General features: G+C 74.3%; 16 protein-coding genes. 2 read left to right on the forward strand and 14 right to left on the reverse strand.

Going from position 1 to position 19,469, the window contains the following annotated elements; translation table 11 throughout:
• Positions 1-31 precede the first annotated feature (31 nt).
• From IG64_RS10515 to hrcA, 11 genes are all read right to left on the reverse strand, one after another.
• Positions 32-1,312, reverse strand: a complete 1,281-nt coding sequence (locus tag IG64_RS10515; RefSeq protein WP_037854348.1) for a PfkB family carbohydrate kinase — start codon at positions 1,310-1,312, stop codon at positions 32-34.
• Between the two features lie 187 nt (positions 1,313-1,499).
• Positions 1,500-2,492, reverse strand: a complete 993-nt coding sequence (locus IG64_RS10520; RefSeq protein ID WP_037854351.1) for an adenosine deaminase — start codon at positions 2,490-2,492, stop codon at positions 1,500-1,502.
• A 20-nt stretch (positions 2,493-2,512) separates the two neighbouring features.
• Positions 2,513-3,418: a ribonuclease Z gene (locus tag IG64_RS10525; protein WP_037854353.1), complete on the reverse strand. Its 906-nt coding sequence runs from the start codon at positions 3,416-3,418 to the stop codon at positions 2,513-2,515.
• Positions 3,419-3,424: 6 nt separating this feature from the next.
• On the reverse strand, positions 3,425-3,778 hold the full coding sequence (locus tag IG64_RS10530; RefSeq protein WP_037854355.1) for a histidine triad nucleotide-binding protein: 354 nt from the start codon (positions 3,776-3,778) through the stop codon (positions 3,425-3,427).
• 96 nt (positions 3,779-3,874) lie between these two features.
• Positions 3,875-7,093 carry a S41 family peptidase gene (locus IG64_RS10535; RefSeq protein WP_051812611.1) on the reverse strand — a complete coding sequence of 1,073 codons (3,219 nt, stop codon included), beginning with the start codon at positions 7,091-7,093 and terminating at the stop codon, positions 3,875-3,877.
• Between the two features lie 135 nt (positions 7,094-7,228).
• Complete coding sequence (locus IG64_RS10540; protein WP_051812613.1) at positions 7,229-7,816, reverse strand: hypothetical protein; 588 nt, start codon at positions 7,814-7,816, stop codon at positions 7,229-7,231.
• 79 nt (positions 7,817-7,895) lie between these two features.
• Positions 7,896-8,288, reverse strand: a complete 393-nt coding sequence (locus IG64_RS10545) for a VOC family protein (RefSeq protein WP_037854359.1) — start codon at positions 8,286-8,288, stop codon at positions 7,896-7,898.
• A 21-nt stretch (positions 8,289-8,309) separates the two neighbouring features.
• The gene (locus IG64_RS10550) at positions 8,310-9,047 is read right to left on the reverse strand and encodes a 16S rRNA (uracil(1498)-N(3))-methyltransferase (protein ID WP_037854361.1); all 738 of its coding nucleotides are present in this window, start codon (positions 9,045-9,047) and stop codon (positions 8,310-8,312) included.
• Complete coding sequence (locus IG64_RS10555) at positions 9,044-10,183, reverse strand: nitronate monooxygenase (protein ID WP_037854363.1); 1,140 nt, start codon at positions 10,181-10,183, stop codon at positions 9,044-9,046. Before IG64_RS10555 ends, IG64_RS10550 begins: the two co-directional genes overlap by 4 nt.
• Before the next feature lie 122 nt (positions 10,184-10,305).
• Positions 10,306-11,442: a molecular chaperone DnaJ gene (dnaJ, locus tag IG64_RS10560; protein ID WP_037854366.1), complete on the reverse strand. Its 1,137-nt coding sequence runs from the start codon at positions 11,440-11,442 to the stop codon at positions 10,306-10,308.
• Positions 11,443-12,459 (reverse strand): heat-inducible transcriptional repressor HrcA, encoded by a 1,017-nt coding sequence (gene hrcA / locus IG64_RS10565; protein WP_037854367.1) that lies wholly within the window; start codon positions 12,457-12,459, stop codon positions 11,443-11,445.
• Positions 12,460-12,595: 136 nt separating this feature from the next.
• Between hrcA and IG64_RS10570 the strand changes: the two genes are divergently transcribed.
• Together IG64_RS10570 and IG64_RS10575 are read left to right on the forward strand one after the other, a co-directional pair.
• Positions 12,596-13,342 carry an MBL fold metallo-hydrolase gene (locus tag IG64_RS10570; RefSeq protein WP_037854369.1) on the forward strand — a complete coding sequence of 249 codons (747 nt, stop codon included), beginning with the start codon at positions 12,596-12,598 and terminating at the stop codon, positions 13,340-13,342.
• 32 nt (positions 13,343-13,374) lie between these two features.
• Positions 13,375-14,181, forward strand: coding sequence for a DUF3097 domain-containing protein (locus tag IG64_RS10575; protein WP_037854372.1), 807 nt, complete (start codon positions 13,375-13,377; stop codon positions 14,179-14,181).
• Between the two features lie 20 nt (positions 14,182-14,201).
• Here the strand turns inward: IG64_RS10575 and hemW are convergent, their stop codons facing one another.
• The 3 genes from hemW to IG64_RS10590 all read right to left on the reverse strand — a co-directional run bounded on the left by hemW (position 14,202) and on the right by IG64_RS10590 (position 19,426).
• A complete protein-coding gene (hemW, locus tag IG64_RS10580) occupies positions 14,202-15,434 on the reverse strand; it encodes a radical SAM family heme chaperone HemW (RefSeq protein WP_037854374.1) in 1,233 nt (410 codons plus the stop codon).
• 61 nt (positions 15,435-15,495) lie between these two features.
• Positions 15,496-17,412 carry an ATP-binding SpoIIE family protein phosphatase gene (locus IG64_RS10585; RefSeq protein ID WP_037854377.1) on the reverse strand — a complete coding sequence of 639 codons (1,917 nt, stop codon included), beginning with the start codon at positions 17,410-17,412 and terminating at the stop codon, positions 15,496-15,498.
• A gap of 133 nt (positions 17,413-17,545) precedes the next feature.
• Positions 17,546-19,426 carry an AMP-dependent synthetase/ligase gene (locus IG64_RS10590; protein ID WP_037854380.1) on the reverse strand — a complete coding sequence of 627 codons (1,881 nt, stop codon included), beginning with the start codon at positions 19,424-19,426 and terminating at the stop codon, positions 17,546-17,548.
• Between the last annotated feature and the right edge of the window lie 43 nt (positions 19,427-19,469).

Here is a 19,469-nt window from a genome sequence, read left to right on the forward strand (position 1 = left end):
TGTCAATGGCGTCTGCCCTCGCCCGGCAACGTCACGCGGACCGGCCGAAGCCGATGGTGGGCACGGCCCGGCGCCGGGGCCACGGCTCGACGCACGCCTGGGGCAGCAGCCGTTCCAGGAAGGCGTACCGCCGCAGGGCCGCCGGGTCCTGGCCGGGCACCGACTGGACCCGGCGCCACCAGGCCGCGATCTCCGACCAGCCCGGCGCCGACAGGGAGCCGCCGAACTCCTGCACCGACAGCGCGGCGGTGAGCCCGGCGAAGGCGAGCCGGTCGGCCAGCGGCCAGCCCGCCAGGGTGCCGGTGACGAACCCGGCGACGAAGACGTCACCCGCTCCCGTGGGGTCCAGGGCCTCGACCGCGATGGCGGGCACCTCGGCGCTCTCCCCCGTGCGCCGGTCCACCGCGTAGGCGCCCTCCGCCCCGAGGGTGACCACCGCGACCGGCACGAAGGCGGTCAGCGCGTGCGCGGCGGTGCGCGGGCAGTCGGTGCGCGTGTAGCGCATCGCCTCCTCGGCGTTGGGCAGGAACGCCTCGCAGTGCTCCAGGTCGGCGAGGCCTGCCAGGTCCCAGGCACCGGTGTCGTCCCAGCCGACGTCCCCGAAGACGCGGGTGCCGTTGCGGGCGGCCTCCGCGATCCAGGGCTCGGGCCTGCCGGGGGTCAGGGAGGCGACCGCGGCCCGTGCGGGCGGCAGCCGGAGGGGGCCGCCGTCCTGGATCAGCACGTCCTCCGGCGGGGGTTCGTGGCCGTGCGAGACCATCGTGCGCTCGCCCTCGTACGCCATGGAGACGGTGACCGGGGAGTGCCAGCCGGGGACCGTGCGCGACGGCGAGAGGTCGATGCCCTCGCCCTGTTCCAGCGCGTCCCAGCAGTACTCCCCGTAGTGGTCGTCGCCGAAGGCCGCCGCGAGGGAGGTGCGCAGGCCGAGCCGGGCCAGGGCGGTCGCCATGTTGGCCACACCGCCCGGGCTCGACCCCATCCCGCGCGCCCAGGACTCCGTCCCGCGCACCGGGGCGGAGTCGAGGCCGGTGAAGATGATGTCGAGGAAGACCGTTCCCGTGAGGTAGACGTCCCAGGGCGGGTCGTCCACCGTGCGCAGCGCGGCCAGCGGGTCGACCTGGGGCGCGGCGGGGGCGTGGGCCGCCCCGACGACGTACTCCCGGTCCCGCGGGTACTCGCGGTCCTCGGGGGACTCCTGCGCCCCGGGGCACCCCTGCTGCTCCGGGTGCCTCTGCTGCCGCCGGCGCTGCGGGCGCTCCCGGCTCTCCTGCTGTTCCGGTCCTTCTCCGGCGGGCGTGCTGGACGCGGTCACGGTGCGCTCCCCTGGCATGGTGCGGATCAGGCCAGTGTGCACCACCGCGACCAGCGCGCGCGGGCCGTCACGCCGGGCGCGGCGGGACCATGGGAAGTCCGGCCGCCCTGCCCGGCGAGCCCGCCCAGGCCCTGTCGTCGAAGTCCCGCCTGCCCTGCGGGCGGCGACGGGAACGTGACGGCGGGACCTACGGGAACTCGTACGCCTCGACCTCGGCGAGGTAGCGCTGCCGGCGCTCCTCGTCGTGCTCCAGGAAGGAGGCGAGGAAGGAGTTGCGGGCCAGTTCGCGCAGCCGGTCCTCGCTCAGGCCGAGGGTGCGGTGCACGGCGTCGAAGTTGTCGCCGGCGTAGCCGCCGAAGTAGGCCGGGTCGTCGGAGTTCACCGTGCACACGAGGCCCGCGTCCAGCATGGCGGGCAGCGGGTGGTCGGCGAGGGTGTCGACGGTGCGCAGCCGGACGTTGGACAGCGGGCACAGCGTCAGCGGGATCCGGTCGCGCACGAGGCGTTCGACCAGCGCGGCGTCCTCCATGCAGCGCAGGCCGTGGTCGACGCGCTCGACGCCGAGCGCGTCCAGGGCCTCGGTGATGTACTGCGGCGGCCCCTCCTCCCCCGCGTGCGCCACGCGCCGCAGCCCGAGGGCGGCGGCGGCCTCGTAGACCTCGCGGAACTTCGCCGGCGGATGCCCGATCTCGGCCGAGTCGAGCCCGATGCCGACGATCCGGTCGAGGTACGGCCTGGCCGCGTCCAGCGTGGCCAGGGCCGACTCGGCGGACTCGTCGCGCAGGAAGCACAGGATCAGCTGGGTGGAGACGCCGTGCCGCTGCACGCTGCGGCCGAGCGACCGCCACAGCCCCTCGACGACGGTGCCCATCTCCACGCCGCGCGCCAGGTGGGCCTGCGGGTCGAAGAAGATCTCCGCGTGCCGCACGCCCTGCGCGGCGGCGCGCGCGAGGTAGGCGTCGGCGAGGTCCGCGAAGTCCTGCTCGGTGCGCAGGACGGCCATCAGCTCGTAGTAGAGGTTCAGGAAGGACTGGAGGTCCGCGAACCGGTAGGCCTCGCGGAGGGCGTCGGTGTCCTCGTACGGCAGCTTCACGCCGTTGCGCGCGGCCAGCTCGAAGGCCAGCTCGGGCTCCAGGGTGCCTTCGATATGGAGGTGCAGTTCAGCTTTGGGCAGGGGCATCAGAGAATCGTACGGCTCTTTCACCGACGTTTCGGAACCGGCACCCGGAGCAGGTCGTGGGCCACGGTCAGCTCGCCCTCGAACCCGGCCGCGCGTGCCTGCCGTTCGAACGCGTCGGGTTCGGTGTAGCGCTGGCTGAAGTGGGTGAGCACGAGGTGGCGTACGCCCGCGTCCCGGGCCACCCGGGCGGCCTGGGCGGCGGTCAGGTGGCCGTGCTCGACGGCGAGCGGTTCGTCCTCGTCGAGGAAGGTCGACTCGATGACCAGCAGGTCGCAGCCCTCGGCGAGCGCGTGCACGCCCTCGCACAGCCGGGTGTCCATGACGAACGCGAACCGCTGCCCGCGCCGCACCTCGCTCACCGCCTCCAGGGGCACCCCGCCGAGCAAGCCCTCGCGCTGGATCCGGCCCACGTCGGGTCCCTTGATCCCGTGCGCGGCGAGCCGGCCGGGCAGCATCCGGCGCCCGTCGGGTTCGACGAGCCGGTAGCCGAAGGACTCCACCGGGTGGGAGAGCCTGCGGGCTTCCAGGGTGTAGGCCGGTGTCGCCGCGAGGACGCCGTCGGCGTCGACCGGGGCCTCGGTGAGGGCGACCGTCTCGCGGTAGGCGGTGGCGTACCGCAGGCGGTCGAAGAAACGCCTGCCCGAGCGCGGGTAGTGCGCGGTGACCTCGTGCGGGACCCGGTCGAGGTTGATCCGCTGGATGACTCCGGCCAGGCCCAGGCTGTGGTCGCCGTGGAAGTGGGTGACGCAGATCCGGTTCAGGTCGTGGGCGGCGACGCCGGCACGCAGCATCTGCCGCTGGGTGCCCTCGCCGGGGTCGAACAGGATGCCCTCGCCGTCCCAGCGCAGCAGGTAGCCGTTGTGGTTGCGGTGCCGGGTCGGTACCTGGCTGGCCGTGCCGAGGACGACGAGTTCACGGACGGACACGGCTCACTACCCGGGGGGCCACTGCAGGCCGCGGCCGCCCAGGACGTGCGCGTGGGCGTGCCAGACGGTCTGGCCGGCGCCGGAGCCGGTGTTGAAGACGGTGCGGTAGCTCTCCAGCTTCTCGTCGTCGGCGACGGCCTGCGTCTCGCGCAGCACGTCGGCGGCGAGCTGCGGGGCGCCCGCGGCGAGGGCGGCGGCGTCCTTGTAGTGCGCCTTGGGGATCACCAGGATGTGGGTGGGCGCCTGGGGGTTGATGTCACGGAAGGCGACGGTCGTGTCCGTCTCGCGGACGACGGTCGCGGGGACGTGACCCGCGACGATCTTGCAGAACAGGCAGTCGTCCTGGGGTTCCCCTGCCATGCGCGTGCGCTCCTTCGGGCCGGTGAGCTGGTACGGGGCATCGTAGTCGGTCGGCCGCGGGCCGGTGGGCGGCCGGCCCGCGGTCCGGACGGGGCGTCAGGCGGGCAGGTCCGGCGCCGTCTTGGCGGGGCTGGATTCCAGTGCCTCCAGGGCCAGCCTGATCGCCTCGTCCAGTTGCGGGTCGCGGCCCGCCGCGTGGTCCTGGGGCCGCTGGACGACCTCGACGTCCGGGTCCACGCCGTGGTTCTCCACGCCCCAGCCGTAGCCCTCCAGCCAGAACGCGTACTTGGGCTGGGTGATCAGGGTGCCGTCGACCAGGCGGTAGCGGCTGTCGATGCCGATGACGCCGCCCCAGGTGCGGGTGCCGACGACCGGTCCGATGCCCAGCGCCTTGATCGCCGCGTTGACGATGTCGCCGTCGGAGCCGGAGAACTCGTTGGCCACGGCGACGACCGGACCGCGCGGCGCGTCCCGCGGGTAGCTCTCCGGCCGCATGCCGCGCGGCAGGTCCCAGCCGACGATGCGCCGGGCCAGTTTCTCCACGACGAGCTGGGAGGTGTGCCCGCCGCGGTTCTCCCGCACGTCCACGACCAGGCCCTCGCGCGCCACCTCGACGCGCAGGTCGCGGTGGATCTGCGCCCAGCCGGGCGCCTGCATGTCGGGGACGTGCAGGTAGCCCAGCCGGCCGCCGGACTTCTCGTGGACGTAGGCGCGGCGGTCGGTGACCCAGGCGTGGTAGCGCAGCGGTTCCTCGTCGGCGAGGGGCACCACGACGGCGTGCCGCGCCTCCCCGCCGCCGGCGGGCGAGATCGTCAGCTCGACGGGCTTGCCGGCCGTGCCGACCAGCAGCGGGCCGGGGCCGGTCACCGGGTCGACCGGCCGGCCGGCGACCGCGGTGACGGCGTCCCCGGCGCGGACCGCGACGCCGGGCGCGGCGAGCGGGCTGCGCGCGTGCGGGTCGGACGTCTCCGAGGGCAGGATCCGGTCGATGCGCCAGCTCCCGTCCTCGTGCCGGGAGACGTCCGCGCCGAGCAGGCCCTGGCGGGCGCCGTCGCCGAAGGCGCCGAACGGGGTGACGTAGGCGTGCGAGGTGCCGAGTTCGCCGTGCACCTCCCAGAGCAGGTCCACGAGGTCGTCGTGGGTGGCGACGCGGTCCAGGACGGGCCGGTAGCGGTCGAGGACGCCGTCCCAGTCGACGCCGTTCATGTCGGACCGCCAGAAGTGGTCCCGCATGATGCGGCCGGTCTCCTCGTACATCTGCCGCCACTCGGCGGCCGGGTCGACCGTCTGGCGCACCCGGCCCAGGTCGACGGTGATGTTGGAGTCGCTGTCCTCGTCGCCGGAGGCGCGCCGGTCGCTGGGGACGACCCTGAGTTTGCCGTCGGACCACAGCAGGACGCGCTTGCCGTCGCCGCTGACCTCGAAGTGGTCGGCGTCGGCGGCGAGGTGCTCGATGCGCTGCTGGGCGAGGTCGTAGCGTTCCAGCTCGGTCTTCGGGTCCGGATCCTCGGGGGTGGCGCGGGAGGCGCCGAGCACGCCGGTCACCGGGTGCCGCAGCCACAGCACGCCGTCGCGGGCGGCGCGCAGGTTGGAGTAGCGGGCGGCCTCGACCGGGAAGGGCACGATCCGGTCGGCGAGGCCTTCGAGGTCGATCCGGGTGGCCGGGGTGCCCTCGCCCTCGGGGGTCTCGTCCTTGTCGGCGGACTCGAAGGGGCGGCCGTGGCGCTGCGGCCCGAACGGGGACGGTGTGGTCGCGGCCAGGGTGATCAGGTGCGGGCGGGAACTCTCCACGAACGCCAGGTCGAAGACGTGCTCGTCGTAGACCGGGTCGAAGGAGCGGTGGGAGAGGAAGGCGAGGTGCTTGCCGTCCAGGGTGAACGCGGGCGCGTAGTCCTGGAAGCGCAGCGGGGTGGCCTCGGTGACCGACAGGTCGGTGGTGTTGGCCAGGCGGAGCTGGCTGAGCGGGCTCGGGCCCGGGTGGGACCAGGCGATCCAGGCAGAGTCGGGCGAGAAGGCGATGCCGGTGACGTCGCCGTTGTCGCTGCGGTCCACCTCGCGGACCTCGCCGGTCTCGCGTTCGACGAGGAGCAGGCGGCCGTCGTGGGAGGCGACGGCGGCGCGGCTGCCGTCGGGGGCCATGGCCAGTTCCAGGACCCGGCCGAGCTGTCCGGCGGCGAGGCGGCGCGGGGTGGCGCCGGGGGCGAGGCCGGTGGCGGGCGCGAACTCCAGGGCGTCCTCGCCCTCGGCGTCGGTCACCCACGCCACCCACTCCTCGCCGTCGGCGCGGAAGGTGCGCGGCAGCCGGGTGCGGACGCCGGGTTCGGCGGCCAGCGCGCGGGCCGGGCCCGAGCGGTGGGTGACCCAGTGGACGGCGCCGCGCACGGCGACGGCGCTGCCGCGGGCGGTGTGGTCGGGTGCGGCGGACCCGAACCAGCGGCCGGCGTTGACCGGGTGGGGCCGCAGGTCGACGCGCGGTCCGCCGAGGCGGATGCCGAGGCGGCGCGGTTCGGCGCCGTCCAGGTCGTCCAGGAGCCAGAGTTCACCGGCGCTCGCGTACACGACCCGGGTGCCGTCGGTGGCGGCGTGCCGGGCGTAGAAACCGTCCAGAGGGGTGTGGCGGCGCAGTTCGGAGCCGTCGGCGCGGGAGGAGTACAGCGCGCCGGTGCCCTCGTGGTCCGAGAGGAAGGCGACCCTGTCCCCCACCCACAGCGGGTACTCGAGGTTGCCGTCCAGGTCTTCGTGCAGGCGTACGAACTCGCCGGTGTCCTCCGGGTCGATCCACAGCTTCCCGGCCGTGCCGCCCCGGTACCGCTTCCACCAGGCCGCCTCGCGGCCCATGGTCGCGGACAGCAGTACGGTGTGCGGCCCGTACGCGACGGCACCGACCGGGCCGTAGGGCAGGACGGCGGCCTCCGAGCCGTCCAGCGGGACGGCGCGGGCCCAGGTGCGGCGCAGGCTGGCCTGGCCCTGGGTGCTGATGGCGAGGACTTCGCCACCGGGCGTCCAGCCCCGCACCTGGGTGCGCCAGCTGCCCCAGTGGGTGAGGCGCTCGGCGGGCCCGCCGTCGACCGGCGCGACGTGCACCTCGGGGGCGCCGTCACGGGTGGAGGTCCAGGCGACGGTGGTGCCGTCGGGCGAGATGCGCGGGTGGTTCACCGGCACGTTGTCGGCGCTGACCCGCCAGGCCCGCCCGCCGTCCAGCGGCGCGAGCCACACGTCGTCCTCGGCGGTGAAGGCGACCAACTCCCCGTGCAGGTGCGGAAAACGGAGATAGGCGGACGGTACGGTCGATGCGGAGGATGCGGACTGAGTCACCCGATCACCCTACGCAGCGCCCGCGGTCACGGACAGGGGAACGGATCACTTCGGTGATCACTTCGCGTTCCGCCCGGCCCGCACGGGCCGCCGCGGGCCGCCCGTCGTGCCGCTGCGATCGGGGCCGTCCTGCCGCTACTTGCCCCGGACGGGGCCGCAGGCGGGGTCGGTGCCGCACCAGAGGGTCCGGGTGACGGTGACGGTGACCACCGGCGCCGGCTGCCGGTGGGAGGGGCGGTGGGCGGGCTCGCGGGTGGCGGGCGGCCGGCCGCCGGGGCCGGTGGCCGCGTCGCAGTCGCCGAGCCCGTCCACGTGGAAGACCGTCCGGCCGCCCGCCTTCGCGGTCAGGTCGCCGCGCACGCAGACGCCGTCGACGGCCCGGGTGACCTTCCCGGTGACGGTGATCTCCCGGCCGTCCCCGGTACGGCCCCGGCAGTCGACGGTGACGACGGTGACCCGCGACGCCGACGGCTGCTGCCGTCCCGGCGTGTGCGCCCTGCCGCCGTCGCCGTCGCGTGCCGTGCAGCTGAGCCGGCTCACGGACGTGTGACGCCGGTTCAGTTCGGCGGTGGCCGTGCGGTCGGTCGTGTACGACACCGTCGCGGTGCTCAGCCCGCCGGGGTCGCACGCGGCGAGCGCGCCCGCGGCGGCCACCGCGAGCCCGGCCGCGGCCAGCGCCCGCCGTCCGCCCGGCAGGTGCCGGAACCGTCTCGATACCCCCATACCCGGCAGAGTGCCACCGGGGAGCCGTGGGCGGTAGAGCGCATACGGCCACCTGTGCGCCGTGCGCGCCCGCGCGCGGTCAGGACCGCAGCAGCAGCCACTCCTGGAGCTCCACCAGGTTGCCCTCCGGGTCCTTCAGGTGGGCGACGCGCATCCGGTCCGTCAGGGGGGCCGGGCCGTGCAGCAGCGTGGCGCCGCGGCCGGTGATCTCGGCGCAGTAGGCGTCCAGGTCGTCCACGCGCAGCACCACCAGGGAGCGGTGCCCGGTGGCGGTGCCGCCCAGCTCGCCCAGCACCTCCGCCATCATCGCCCGGTCCTGGAGGGCGATGCCCGCGGACCCGGTGGCGGGGCTGAACTTCTCGTACGGCCCCTGCGCCGCGCCGGACTGCGGCTTGAGGCCGAGCACGTCGGCGTAGAAGCGGTAGGAGGCGGCGAAGTCGGTGACGAGGAGCCGTACTTGGGCGAGTTCCACGGTGTTTCCCCCCTGGCGCGGTCAGGACCAGCGGCCCGTGCGGCCCAGGAGCAGGGCCGCGGCGGCGGTGCCGGCGGTCGATGTACGCAACACAGTAGGCCCCAGGACGTAGGGCCCGGCGCCGGCCTCGGCGAACAGCGCCAGCTCCTCGGGGGAGACGCCGCCTTCGGGCCCCACGACCAGCACGATCTCTCCCCGGGCGGGGAGTTCGGCGGTGGCCAGCCGCTCCCGGCCGCTCTCGTGGAGCACGGCGGCGAAGTCCGCTCCGGCGAGGAGTGCGGCGACCTGCCTGGTCGTCGCGGCGTCCGCGACCTCGGGGAAGCGCACGCGGCGCGACTGCTTGCCGGCCTCGCGGGCGGTGGCCCGCCACTTGCCGAGCGCCTTGAGTCCCCGCTCGCCCCTCCACTGGGTGATGCAGCGGGAGGCGGCCCAGGGCACGATGGCGTCGACGCCGACCTCCGTCATGGTCTCCACGGCCAGTTCACCGCGGTCACCCTTGGGAAGTGCCTGGACGACGGTGATCCGGGGCGAGGGCGGGGGTTCCTCGGTCACCGGGCCCAGCCGCACGACGAGCCGGTCCTTGCCCTCCGTGGCGCTCACCTCGCCCTCGGCCCACCGTCCGGCGCCGTCCGTGAGCACGACCCGCTCGCCGGTCTGCAGCCGCTTCACCGAGACGGCGTGCCGCCCCTCGGCGCCGTCCAGCACGAACGGGCCCGGGCCGCCCTCCAGCCGGTCGGCCACGAACACGGGTGCGGTCATCGCGCATCGCCTCCCCTGCGCGGACCGGCCGCCGACTGACGCCGGGCGGCGTCCAGTTCGTCCGCCAGCACCTCGACCAGCTCGCCCGCGGGCAGCGCGCGGACCTGGCGGTGGCCCTGCCCCGCCCACAGCGCCATGCCCTGCGGGTCGCCGGCCTTCGCGGCGGCCTTGCGCAGCGGCGAGGTGAGGTGGTGGACCTCCGGGTAGGCGGCGGGCGCGTACGGGCCGTGTTCGCGCACGAAGCGGTTGACCAGGGCGCGGGCGGGCCGCCCGGAGAACGCGCGGGTCAGCTCGGTGTGCGGGAAGACGGGGTCGGTCAGGGCCTGCTTGTGCAGGGCGTGCGCCCCGGACTCGGGGGCGGCGAGGAACGCCGTGCCCAGCTGGGCGGCGCTCGCTCCGGCCGCGAGGACGGCGGCGATCTGGCTGCCGCGCATGATGCCGCCGGCGGCGACGACCGGCAGGTCCACGGCCTCGCGGATCTGCGTGACCAGGGAGAGCACGCCGATGCCGGCGCCGTCGTTCTCCGGCCGGTCGCGGTGGGTGCCCTGGTGGCCGCCCGCCTCCACGCCCTGGGCGATCACCGCGTCCGCGCCCGCCCGCGCCACGGCCAGCGCCTCGTCGACGGTGGTCGCGGTGGCCAGGACGTACGTGCCGACGCGGTGCAGGGAGTCGATGACCTGGCGGGTGGGGACGCCGAAGTGGAAGGAGACCACGGGGACCGGGTCGTCCAGGAGGACGGCGAGCTTGACCTCGTAACCGTCGTCCCGCCCGCACTCGGGGTCGCCCAGCTCCGTCTCGTACCAGGTGGCCTCACCGGCCAGCTGCTGCGCGTAGAGGTCCACGGCGCCGGACGGGGGCGCGGCGTAGGCCGTTTTGGCGGAGCCGGTGCCCGCACCGGAGTGCTCCGGCTGGGGCATGAAGACGTTCACCCCGAAGGGGCGGCCGGTCAGCCCGCGCATCTGCTTGATCTCCTGGTACATGCCGTCCGCCGTCTTGTACCCGGCCGCCAGGAAGCCCAGCCCGCCGGCCTCGGACACCGCGGCGGCGAGCTGTGGCCCGGCGGGGCCGCCCGCCATCGGAGCCTGCACGATCGGACGGGGGAAGAGATCGGTCAGCGCGGACAATGCGGAGGACATGACCGCATGGTGTCACGTCCCGCGTACGGCTCCGAATCCGGGCGCCCGCCGGCAGGTGCCGGGGGGCGGCCACCGGCGTCGGTGGCCGCCCCCCGGCACAGCGGCACGGCGTTCAGCCCGCCTCAGCGGCCGTTGAACGCGTCCTTCAACCGGGAGAAAAGGCCCTGCTGGCCGGGCTGGAACTGCCCCTGGGGCCGCTCCTCGCCGCGCAGTTCGGCCAGCTCGCGCAGCAGTCGCTCCTGCTCGGGGTCGAGCTTGGTCGGGGTCTGGACCTCGACGTGGACGATGAGGTCGCCCCGGCCGCCGCCGCGCAGGTGCGTGACGCCGCGGCCGTGCAGCGGGATCGACTGGCCGGACTGCGTGCCGGGCCGGATGTCGACCTCCTCCATGCCGTCCAGCGTCTCCAGCGGCACCTTGGTGCCGAGGGCCGCCGCGGTCATCGGGATGGTGACCGTGCAGTGCAGGTCGTCGCCGCGCCGCTGGAACGTGGCGTGCGGCAGCTCGTGGATCTCGACGTAGAGGTCACCGGCCGGGCCGCCGCCGGGACCGACCTCGCCCTCGCCCGCGAGCTGGATCCGCGTGCCGTTGTCCACACCGGCCGGGATCTTCACCGTCAGGGTGCGGCGGGCGCGGATGCGGCCGTCGCCGGCGCACTCCGGGCACGGGGTCGGCACGACGGTGCCGAAGCCCTGGCACTGCGGGCAGGGCCGGGAGGTCATGACCTGGCCCAGGAAGGACCGGGTGACCTGCGAGACCTCGCCGCGGCCGCGGCACATGTCACACGTCTGCGCGGTGGTGCCGGGCGCGGCGCCCTCGCCGTTGCAGGTGGTGCAGACGACGGCCGTGTCGACCTGGATGTCCTTCGTCGTGCCGAAGGCCGCCTCGTCCAGCTCGACCTCGAGCCGGATCATGGCGTCCTGGCCGCGCCGGGTGCGCGAGCGCGGCCCGCGCTGCGACGCCGTGCCGAAGAACGCGTCCATGATGTCGGAGAAGTTGCCGAAGGAACCGGCACCGAAGCCGCCCGCGCCGGCCCCGCCGGACTGCGAGAGCGGGTCGCCGCCGAGGTCGTAGACCTGCTTCTTCTGCGGGTCCGACAGCACCTCGTAGGCGGCGTTGATCTCCTTGAACCGCTCCTGGGTCTTCGGGTCCGGGTTGACGTCCGGGTGGAGCTCGCGCGCGAGCCGCCGGAACGCCTTCTTGATCTCATCCTGCGACGCGTCGCGGCGCACGCCGAGAACGGCGTAGTAGTCCGTGGCCACTTACGACTCCGCCAGGATCTGTCCGACGTACCGTGCCACTGCGCGTACCGCTCCCATCGTTCCCGGGTAGTCCATGCGGGTCGGTCCGACCACGCCGAGCTTGGCGACTGCCTCGCCGCCCGAACCGTAGCCCACCGACACGATGGACGTGGAGTTGAGTCCTTCGTAGGCGTTCTCGTGACCGATGCGCACGGTCATGCCCGGATCCTGTGTCTCACCGAGCAGCTTCAGCAGGACGACCTGCTCCTCCAGCGCCTCCAGAACGGGCCGGATGGTGAGGGGGAAGTCGTGGGGGAAGCGGGTCAGATTGGCGGTGCCGCCGATCATCAGCCGCTCCTCGTTCTCCTCGACGAGGGTCTCCAGGAGGGCGGAGAGCACGGTGGCGACCGTCCCCCGGTCCTCCACGTCGAAGCCGTCGGCGAGGTCCTCCACCAGGTGCGGCACGTCCGTGAAGCGGCGGCCCGCGACCCGGCTGTTCAGCCGCGCCCGCAGGTCCGCCAGGGACGTCTCGCCGAACGGCGCCGGGCAGTCGATCATCCGCTGCTCGACCCGCCCGGTGTCCGTGATCAGCACGAGCATCACCCGCGCGGGCGCGAGCGAGAGCAGTTCCACGTGCCGGACGGTCGAACGGGTCAGCGAGGGGTACTGCACCACGGCCACCTGCCGGGTCAGCTGCGCCAGCAGCCGCACCGTGCGGGCCACCACGTCGTCGAGGTCGACCGCGCCGTCGAGGAAGTTCTGGATGGCGCGCCGCTCGGGCGCGGTCATCGGCTTGACCCCGGCGAGCTTGTCGACGAAGAGGCGGTACCCCTTGTCGGTGGGGATGCGGCCGGCGCTGGTGTGCGGCTGGGCGATGAAGCCCTCGTCCTCCAGGGCGGCCATGTCGTTGCGGACGGTGGCCGGTGAGACGCCGAGGTTGTGCCGCTCGGTGAGGGCCTTGGACCCCACCGGCTCCTCGGTGCCGACGTAGTCCTGGACGATGGCACGCAGCACCTGCAGCCTTCGCTCGCTGAGCATCGCGCACACCTCCAGAGTCGTCACTCGGTTCCCGCCTGGCACTCGGCGCATACGAGTGCCAGCATCCCCCGGCCCAGTGTACGGCCGTCGGGTACGCCGGGGGCAAGACTGGTCCGCGCAACGCTAGCGTCCAGGTATGACGGTGACTTGGGAAGACCTGGGGTGGGAGCGGCTGGCCGAGGGCGTGGGCCGGGTGCGGCTGCCGGTGTGGGACTGCACGGCCGGACTGGTCGTCGGGGACGGTGCGGCACTGTGGGTGGACCCGGGGGCGTCCGTCGCGCAGGGCGCGATGTTGCGTGCGCGGGCGCGCGAGATCACGCGCGGCCGTGTGACTCTTCTCGCGCTCACGCACCTGCACTTCGACCACGTCTTCGGGGCTGCGGCCTTCGAGGGGGCGGCCGAGGTCTTCGCCGCCGAGGGGGCGGGCGCGGTGCTCGGCGACGCGCGCGAGCGCGCGGAGCTGCGCGCGGACGCGGTGCGCCAGGGGCTGGACGCGCGGGCGGCCGAGGAGGCCGCCGCGGCCCTGGTACGGCCCGGCCGCGAGGTCCGCGACCGGCTGACCGTCCCGCTGGGCGGCGGCCGGGAGGTGCTGCTGGCGAACGTGGGCCCGGGGCACACCGCGCACGACCTCGCCGTGGTGGTGCCCGGTGAGCGGCCGGCCCGGGGGCCGGTGGTCTTCTGCGGTGACCTGGTCGAGGAGTCCGGCGAACCGCAGGCGGGCCCGGACGCCGTGGCCGAGCGGTGGCCGGCCGCGCTGGACCGGCTGCTGGAGCTGGGCGGCGAGGACGCGCTGTACGTCCCCGGGCACGGCGCCACGGTCGACGCGGCCTTCGTCCGGGCCCAGCGGGACGCGCTGGCCGAACGCTTCGGCGTGTCGCGCTGATCAACGCCCCGGATCTCCCTATCGTCACTCGAATGCGCCAGTACTCCGCCGACCTGACCCCGCCCTGGAAGAAGAAGTCCCAGCCGGTGCCGGAGGTCGCGGCCGAGCCCGGCCTGGTCGTCGAGGAACCGGTGACCGGCTTCTGCGGGGCGGTGATCCGCTGCGAGGCGGGCACGGTGACCCTGGAGGACCGTTTCGGCAAGCACCGCGCCTTCCCGCTCCAGCCGCGGGGCTTCCTGCTGGAGGGGCGGCCGGTGACGCTGGTGAGGCCCGCCACTGGTCCGGTACGGCCCACCCGCACGGCCTCCGGTTCGGTCGCCGTGCCCGGCGCACGCGCGCGTGTGGCCCGCGCCGGGCGCATCTACGTGGAGGGCCGGCACGACGCCGAACTGGTCGAGAAGGTGTGGGGCGACGACCTGCGCGTCGAGGGCGTCGTCGTGGAGTACCTGGAGGGCGTCGACGACCTCCCCTCGGTCGTCGCCGAGTTCGCGCCCGGCCCGGACGCCCGCCTCGGCGTCCTCGTCGACCACCTCGTCCCGGGCAGCAAGGAGTGGCGCATCGCCGAGTCGGTGACCAGCGAGCACGCCCTGGTCGTCGGCCATCCGTACATCGACGTCTGGGAGGCCGTGAAGCCGGCCTGTCTCGGCATCGGGTCCTGGCCCCGGATCCCGCACGGCCAGGACTGGAAGAAGGGCGTCTGCCGCGCGCTGGGCTGGCCGGAGAACACGGGCGCCGCCTGGCAGCAGATCCTCGCGCGGGTGCGGTCGTACAAGGATCTGGAGCCGGAGCTGCTGGGCCGGGTCGAGCAGCTGATCGATTTCGTGACGGAACCCGCGTAGCTCCCGCGGCCGGGCGCGCCTCAGTCCACCAGGTCCCGCACCACCGCGTCCGCCAGGAGCCGCCCGCGCAGGGTGAGCACGGCGCGTCCGGCGTCGTACGGGCCCTGTTCCAGGAGCCCGTCGGACAGCGCGCGCCGGGAGGCGGCCAGGCCCTCCGGACGCAGCAGGGAGAGCGGCACGCCCTCCTTGAGCCGCAGCTCCAGCAGGATCCGCTCCACCCGGCGGTCCTCCTCGGTGAGGAGTTCGCGCCCGGCGCCCGGGGAGCGGCCCTGGGCCAGGGCGGCGGCGTACGCGCCGGGGTGCTTGACGTTCCACCAGCGCACGCCGCCGACGTGGCTGTGCGCGCCGGGGCCCGCGCCCCACCAGTCCGCGCCGCGCCAGTACAGCTCGTTGTGCAGGCAGCGGCCCGCCTCGGAGGTGGCCCAGTTGGACACCTCGTACCAGTCGAAGCCCGCCGCGGACAGCGTCTCCTCGGCGATCAGGTACCGGTCGGCGTGCACGTCGTCGTCGGTCATGGGGACCTCGCCGCGGCGGATCCGGCGGGCGAGCCGGGTGCCCTCCTCGACGATCAGCGCGTAGGCGGAGACGTGGTCGGGGCCCGCGCCGAGGGCCGCGTCCAGGGAAGCGCGCCAGTCGTCGTCGGACTCGCCGGGGGTGCCGTAGATCAGGTCCAGGTTGACGTGCGTGAAACCGGCCGCGCGGGCCTCGGCGACGCAGGCCTCGGGGCGGCCGGGGGTGTGGGTGCGGTCGAGGATCTTCAGCACGTGCTGCCGGGCGCTCTGCATGCCGAAGGAGATCCGGTTGAAGCCGCCCTCCCGCAGGGCCGCCAGGTACGCCGGGCCGACCGACTCGGGGTTGGCCTCGGTGGTGACCTCCGCGTCGGGGGCCAGACCGAACTCCTCGCGGACCGCCGCCAGCATCCGTACGAGGTCGTCGGCGGCGAGCAGCGTGGGCGTGCCGCCGCCGACGAAGACCGTACGCACCTGGCGCGGGTCGTCGCCGAGGACCTTGCGGGCCAGACGCACCTCCTCGACGAGGGCCGCCGCGTAGTTGTCGCGGGAGGCGAGCACACCGCCGGTGCCGCGCAGCTCGGTGGCGGTGTAGGTGTTGAAGTCGCAGTAGCCGCAGCGGGTGGCGCAGTAGGGCACGTGCAGGTAGAACCCGAGGGGCCGGCCGGCGGCCCCGGCGAGCGCGGACGCGGGCAGCGCGCCGTCGGCGGGGACGGGCTCGCCGTCGGGGAGTGCGGAAGGCATGCCTTCCATTGTCCAGTACGGCGGCCCGTACCGTGCCTGGAGCACGGGGAGGGCCGGGTCGTCACTGTGCCTGGAGCACGAGGAGGGCCAGGTCGTCCTCGGGCGGGCGCTCGCCGAACTCGTGCACGAGCTGCCGGATGCGTTCGGCGATCAGGCCGGCGTCGAGGCCCGAGCAGTCGGCGAGGGCGGCGGCGAGCCCGTCGCCGTCGTCGAACTGGCGGGAGCCGGAGCGCCGCTCGGTGACCCCGTCGGTGACGCACAGGAGGGTGTCGCCGGGCGCCAGCTCGAAGCTCTCGCACAGGTACGTCTCGTCCTCGATGACGCCGAGCAGGGTCTGCGGGCGGGCGACCGTGCGGACGTCGCCGTCGCGGGCGAGGACCAGCGGCAGCGGGTGACCGGCGCAGGCCAGGGTGCAGCGCACACCGCCCTCGAAGGGGGCCAGCTCGCCGTAGAGCAGGGACAGGAAGCGGGTCTGCGGGGCGTCGCCGGGCGCGGCGGGGCCCACCAGGGCGCGGGCCGCGGCGTCGGCGGCCTCGGTGGCGTCGTCGAGGAGGAGCTGGTTGAGGCGGTCGAGGACGTCGGCGACGCCGTACCCCTCGCGGGCCAGCAGCCGCAGCCACGGTCGGGCGAGTCCGATGACCACGGCGGCCTCCGGCCCCTTGCCCTGGACGTCGCCGATGGCGAAGCACCAGCGGCCGTCGCCCGCCGGGAAGAGGTCGTAGAAGTCGCCGCTCGGGCCGCCCTGGTCGCACGGTTCGTAGACGAGGGCGCTGCGCACGCCGGGGATCTCGGCGACCGCGCCGGGCAGCAGTCCGCGCTGGAGCACGGCGCTGATGGTGGCCTGGCGGGCGTACTGCCGGGCCGCGCCGATGCCGAGCGCGACCCGCCTGCTGAGGTCCTCCACCAGGCCGGTGATCTCGTCGGGGAAGCGGAGCAGCCCGGCCCGGCCGATGACGAGCGTGCCGAGCGGGCGGCCGCCCGCGATCAGCCGGTAGGCGAGCGCGGCTCCGTCCGCGGCGTGCGGGCCCAGCGCCTCGCCGGGCCACGGGTAGGGGACGGGACCGGAACTCAGTACGTCGTCGGCCGGGCGCGGCGGGTCCTTCTCCAGGGCACGGCGCAGCTCCTCGAGGTGGTTCTCGCTGACGTGCCAGACGCGGGCGAGGCGCGGGCCGGGCGCGCCGGTGGCGTCGTTCCACAGGCCGCGTGCCGTGGACTCGTCCTCCAGCCAGACCGCGCACCAGTCGGCCAGCCGGGGGACGACGAGCTGGCCGGTGAGCGCGGCGACGAGGTCCTCGTCGAGCTGCCCGGCGAGCAGGTCGGACGCCTCCGCGAGGAAGGACAGCGCGCCGCGGCCCAGCCATTCGCGGTCGCGTTCGGCGCGCTGGGGTGCGGGGGCGAGGATCTCGGCGACGCCGAGCCAGGGCGCGGCGTCCTGCCCGGCCGCCCCGGCGCTCCCCTCCTCGCCCGCGTCCTTCCCGGCGTCGGCGGACAGCCGCGCCCACACGGTCTTGACCCCGGCCCGGTAGGTGATGCCCCACTCCTGGGCGAGCGCGGCGACCAGCCGCAGGCCGCGGCCGTACTCGGCGGTCTCGCAGGGCGTCTCCCGGCCGGAGCCGTGACCTTGCCCGTGGTCGCGCGGGGCGCGCGAGGGGTGCCGGTCGGTCACCTCGACGACGCACGCGCCGGTCTCCGCCTCCATCCGGCAGGTCAGCTCGGTGTCCGTGCCCGCGTGGACGACGACGTTGGTGACCAGTTCGCTGACGACGACCAGCACCTCGTCGGCGAGCCGGTCCGCGATGCCGAGGCCGAGGTCGCGCCATTGCTGGAGGCCCGCGCGGACCAGCGCACGGGCGGTGCCCGGCGCCAGCGGGCTGCCGGGCAGCGTGGCGCACACCTCGCCATCCGCCTCCGCACCCTGCCGCGCGGCCGGCTCACCGGCGCGGGAACCCGTCTCCCGCTGCGTCGGAATGGCCCCCATCTACAGCTCCCCGAGCAATCGGACGATAGGTCGTTCGTTGCCGACAGGGTGACAGACCGGCCGCGCCCGTAAGCACGGAGTTACCGAACTCGACCGCCGGGGGCGAGAACTGTGCTACGCGTGAGCCAGACCCTCACGCCTCCCGTGCCCCCGCGTACATGTCGTCGATCAGGTGCTTGTACGCGCGCTCCACCACCGGCCGCTTCAGCTTCAGGGACGGGGTGATCTCGCCGTGCTCGACGTCGAGGTCGCGCGGCAGGAGGCGGAACTTCTTGATGGTCTGCCAGCGCTGCAGTCCCTCGTTGAGCTGCTTGACGTAGCCGTCGATCAGCTCGACGGTCTGCGGGGCGGCGACGACCTCGGCGTAGGGCCTGCCCCCCAGACCGTTCTCCCCGGCCCATTCCAGGATCGCGGCCTCGTCGAGCGCGATGAGGGCGGTGCAGAAGTTGCGGTCGGCGCCGTGGACCAGGATGTTCGAGACGTACGGGCACACCGCCTTGAACTGGCCCTCGACCTCGGCGGGCGCGATGTACTTGCCGCCGGAGGTCTTGATCAGGTCCTTCTTGCGGTCGGTGATGCGCAGGTAGCCGTCCGGGGACAGCTCGCCGATGTCGCCGGTGTGGAACCAGCCGTCGGACTCCAGCACCTCGCCGGTCTTCTCGGGCAGCTTGTGGTAGCCCTGCATGATGCCGGGGCCGCGCAGCAGGATCTCGCCGTCCTCCGCGATGCGGACCTCCGTGCCGGGCAGCGGCTTGCCGACCGTGCCGGTGCGGTAGGCCTCGCCGGGGTTGACGAAGGAGGCCGCGGAGGACTCGGTGAGCCCGTAGCCCTCCAGGATGTGGATGCCGGCCCCCGCGAAGAAGTAGCCGATCTCGGGGGCGAGGGCGGCGCTGCCCGAGACGCAGGCGCGCAGCCGGCCGCCGAAGGCTTCGCGGATCTTGGCGAAGACGAGGGTGTCGGCGACCTTGTGCCGGGCGGCGAGCCCGAAGGGCGCGGAGTGGACGCCGGTGCGCTGGAAGTTGTCCTGCGTGACCTTGGCGTACTCGCGTCCGACCTCGGCCGCCCACTGGAAGATCTTGTACTTGGCGTTGCCGCCTGCGCGAGCCTTGGCCGCGACCCCGTTGTAGACCTTCTCGAAGATGCGCGGCACGGCGGCCATGTAGGTGGGCTGCACGACCGGCAGGTTCTCGATGATCTTGTCGACGCGGCCGTCGACGGCGGTGACGTGCCCCAGTTCGATCTGCCCCGAGGTGAGCACCTTGCCGAAGACGTGGGCGAGCGGCAGCCACAGGTACTGGACGTCGTCGGGGCCGAGCAGGCCGGTGGAGGCGATCGCCTTCGCCATGTACGACCAGTTGTCGTGCGGGAGCCGGACGCCCTTGGGGCGGCCGGTGGTGCCGGAGGTGTAGATGAGGGTGGCGAGCTGGTCCTTGGTGATCGCGCCGACCCGTTCCTTGATCAGCTCCGGGTGCTCCTCCAGGTAGGCGGCGCCGCGCTGCTCCAGTTCGGCGAGGGTGAGGACCCAGTCGTCCTCGCCCCTCTCCACGCCCGCCGGGTCGATCACGACGACGTGGTGCAGCTCGGGCAGTTCGGCGCGCCGTTCGACGGCCTTGGCCAGCTGCGCGGCGTTCTCCGCGACGAGCACTCTGCTCTCGGAGTCGGACAGGATGAACGCGGACTCGTCGGCGTTGGTCTGCGGATAGACCGTGGTGGTGGCCGCGCCGGCGCACATGATGCCGAGGTCGGCCAGCACCCACTCCACGCGCGTGGAGGAGGCGAGCGCGACGCGCTCCTCGGGGCGCACCCCCAGGTCGATGAGTCCGGCGGCGATGGCGTACACCCGCTCGGCGGCCTGCTCCCAGCTCAGCGAACGCCACTCGTCCGGGCCCTCGCCGGAGGACGGCGGTACGGGGTAGCGGTAGGCCTCGGCGTCCGGTGTGGCCGCCACACGCTCCAGGAAGAGGGCCGCCACGGACGGCGGACGGTTCTCGATCAGGGTCTGTGCGTCGCTCACGACATCCTCCGGGGCCCGCGGCAGTGCGGCGGCTGGCTCAGGT

Source organism: Streptomyces sp. NRRL S-340 (assembly GCF_000720185.1).
Classification (GTDB): Bacteria; Actinomycetota; Actinomycetes; order Streptomycetales; family Streptomycetaceae; genus Streptomyces.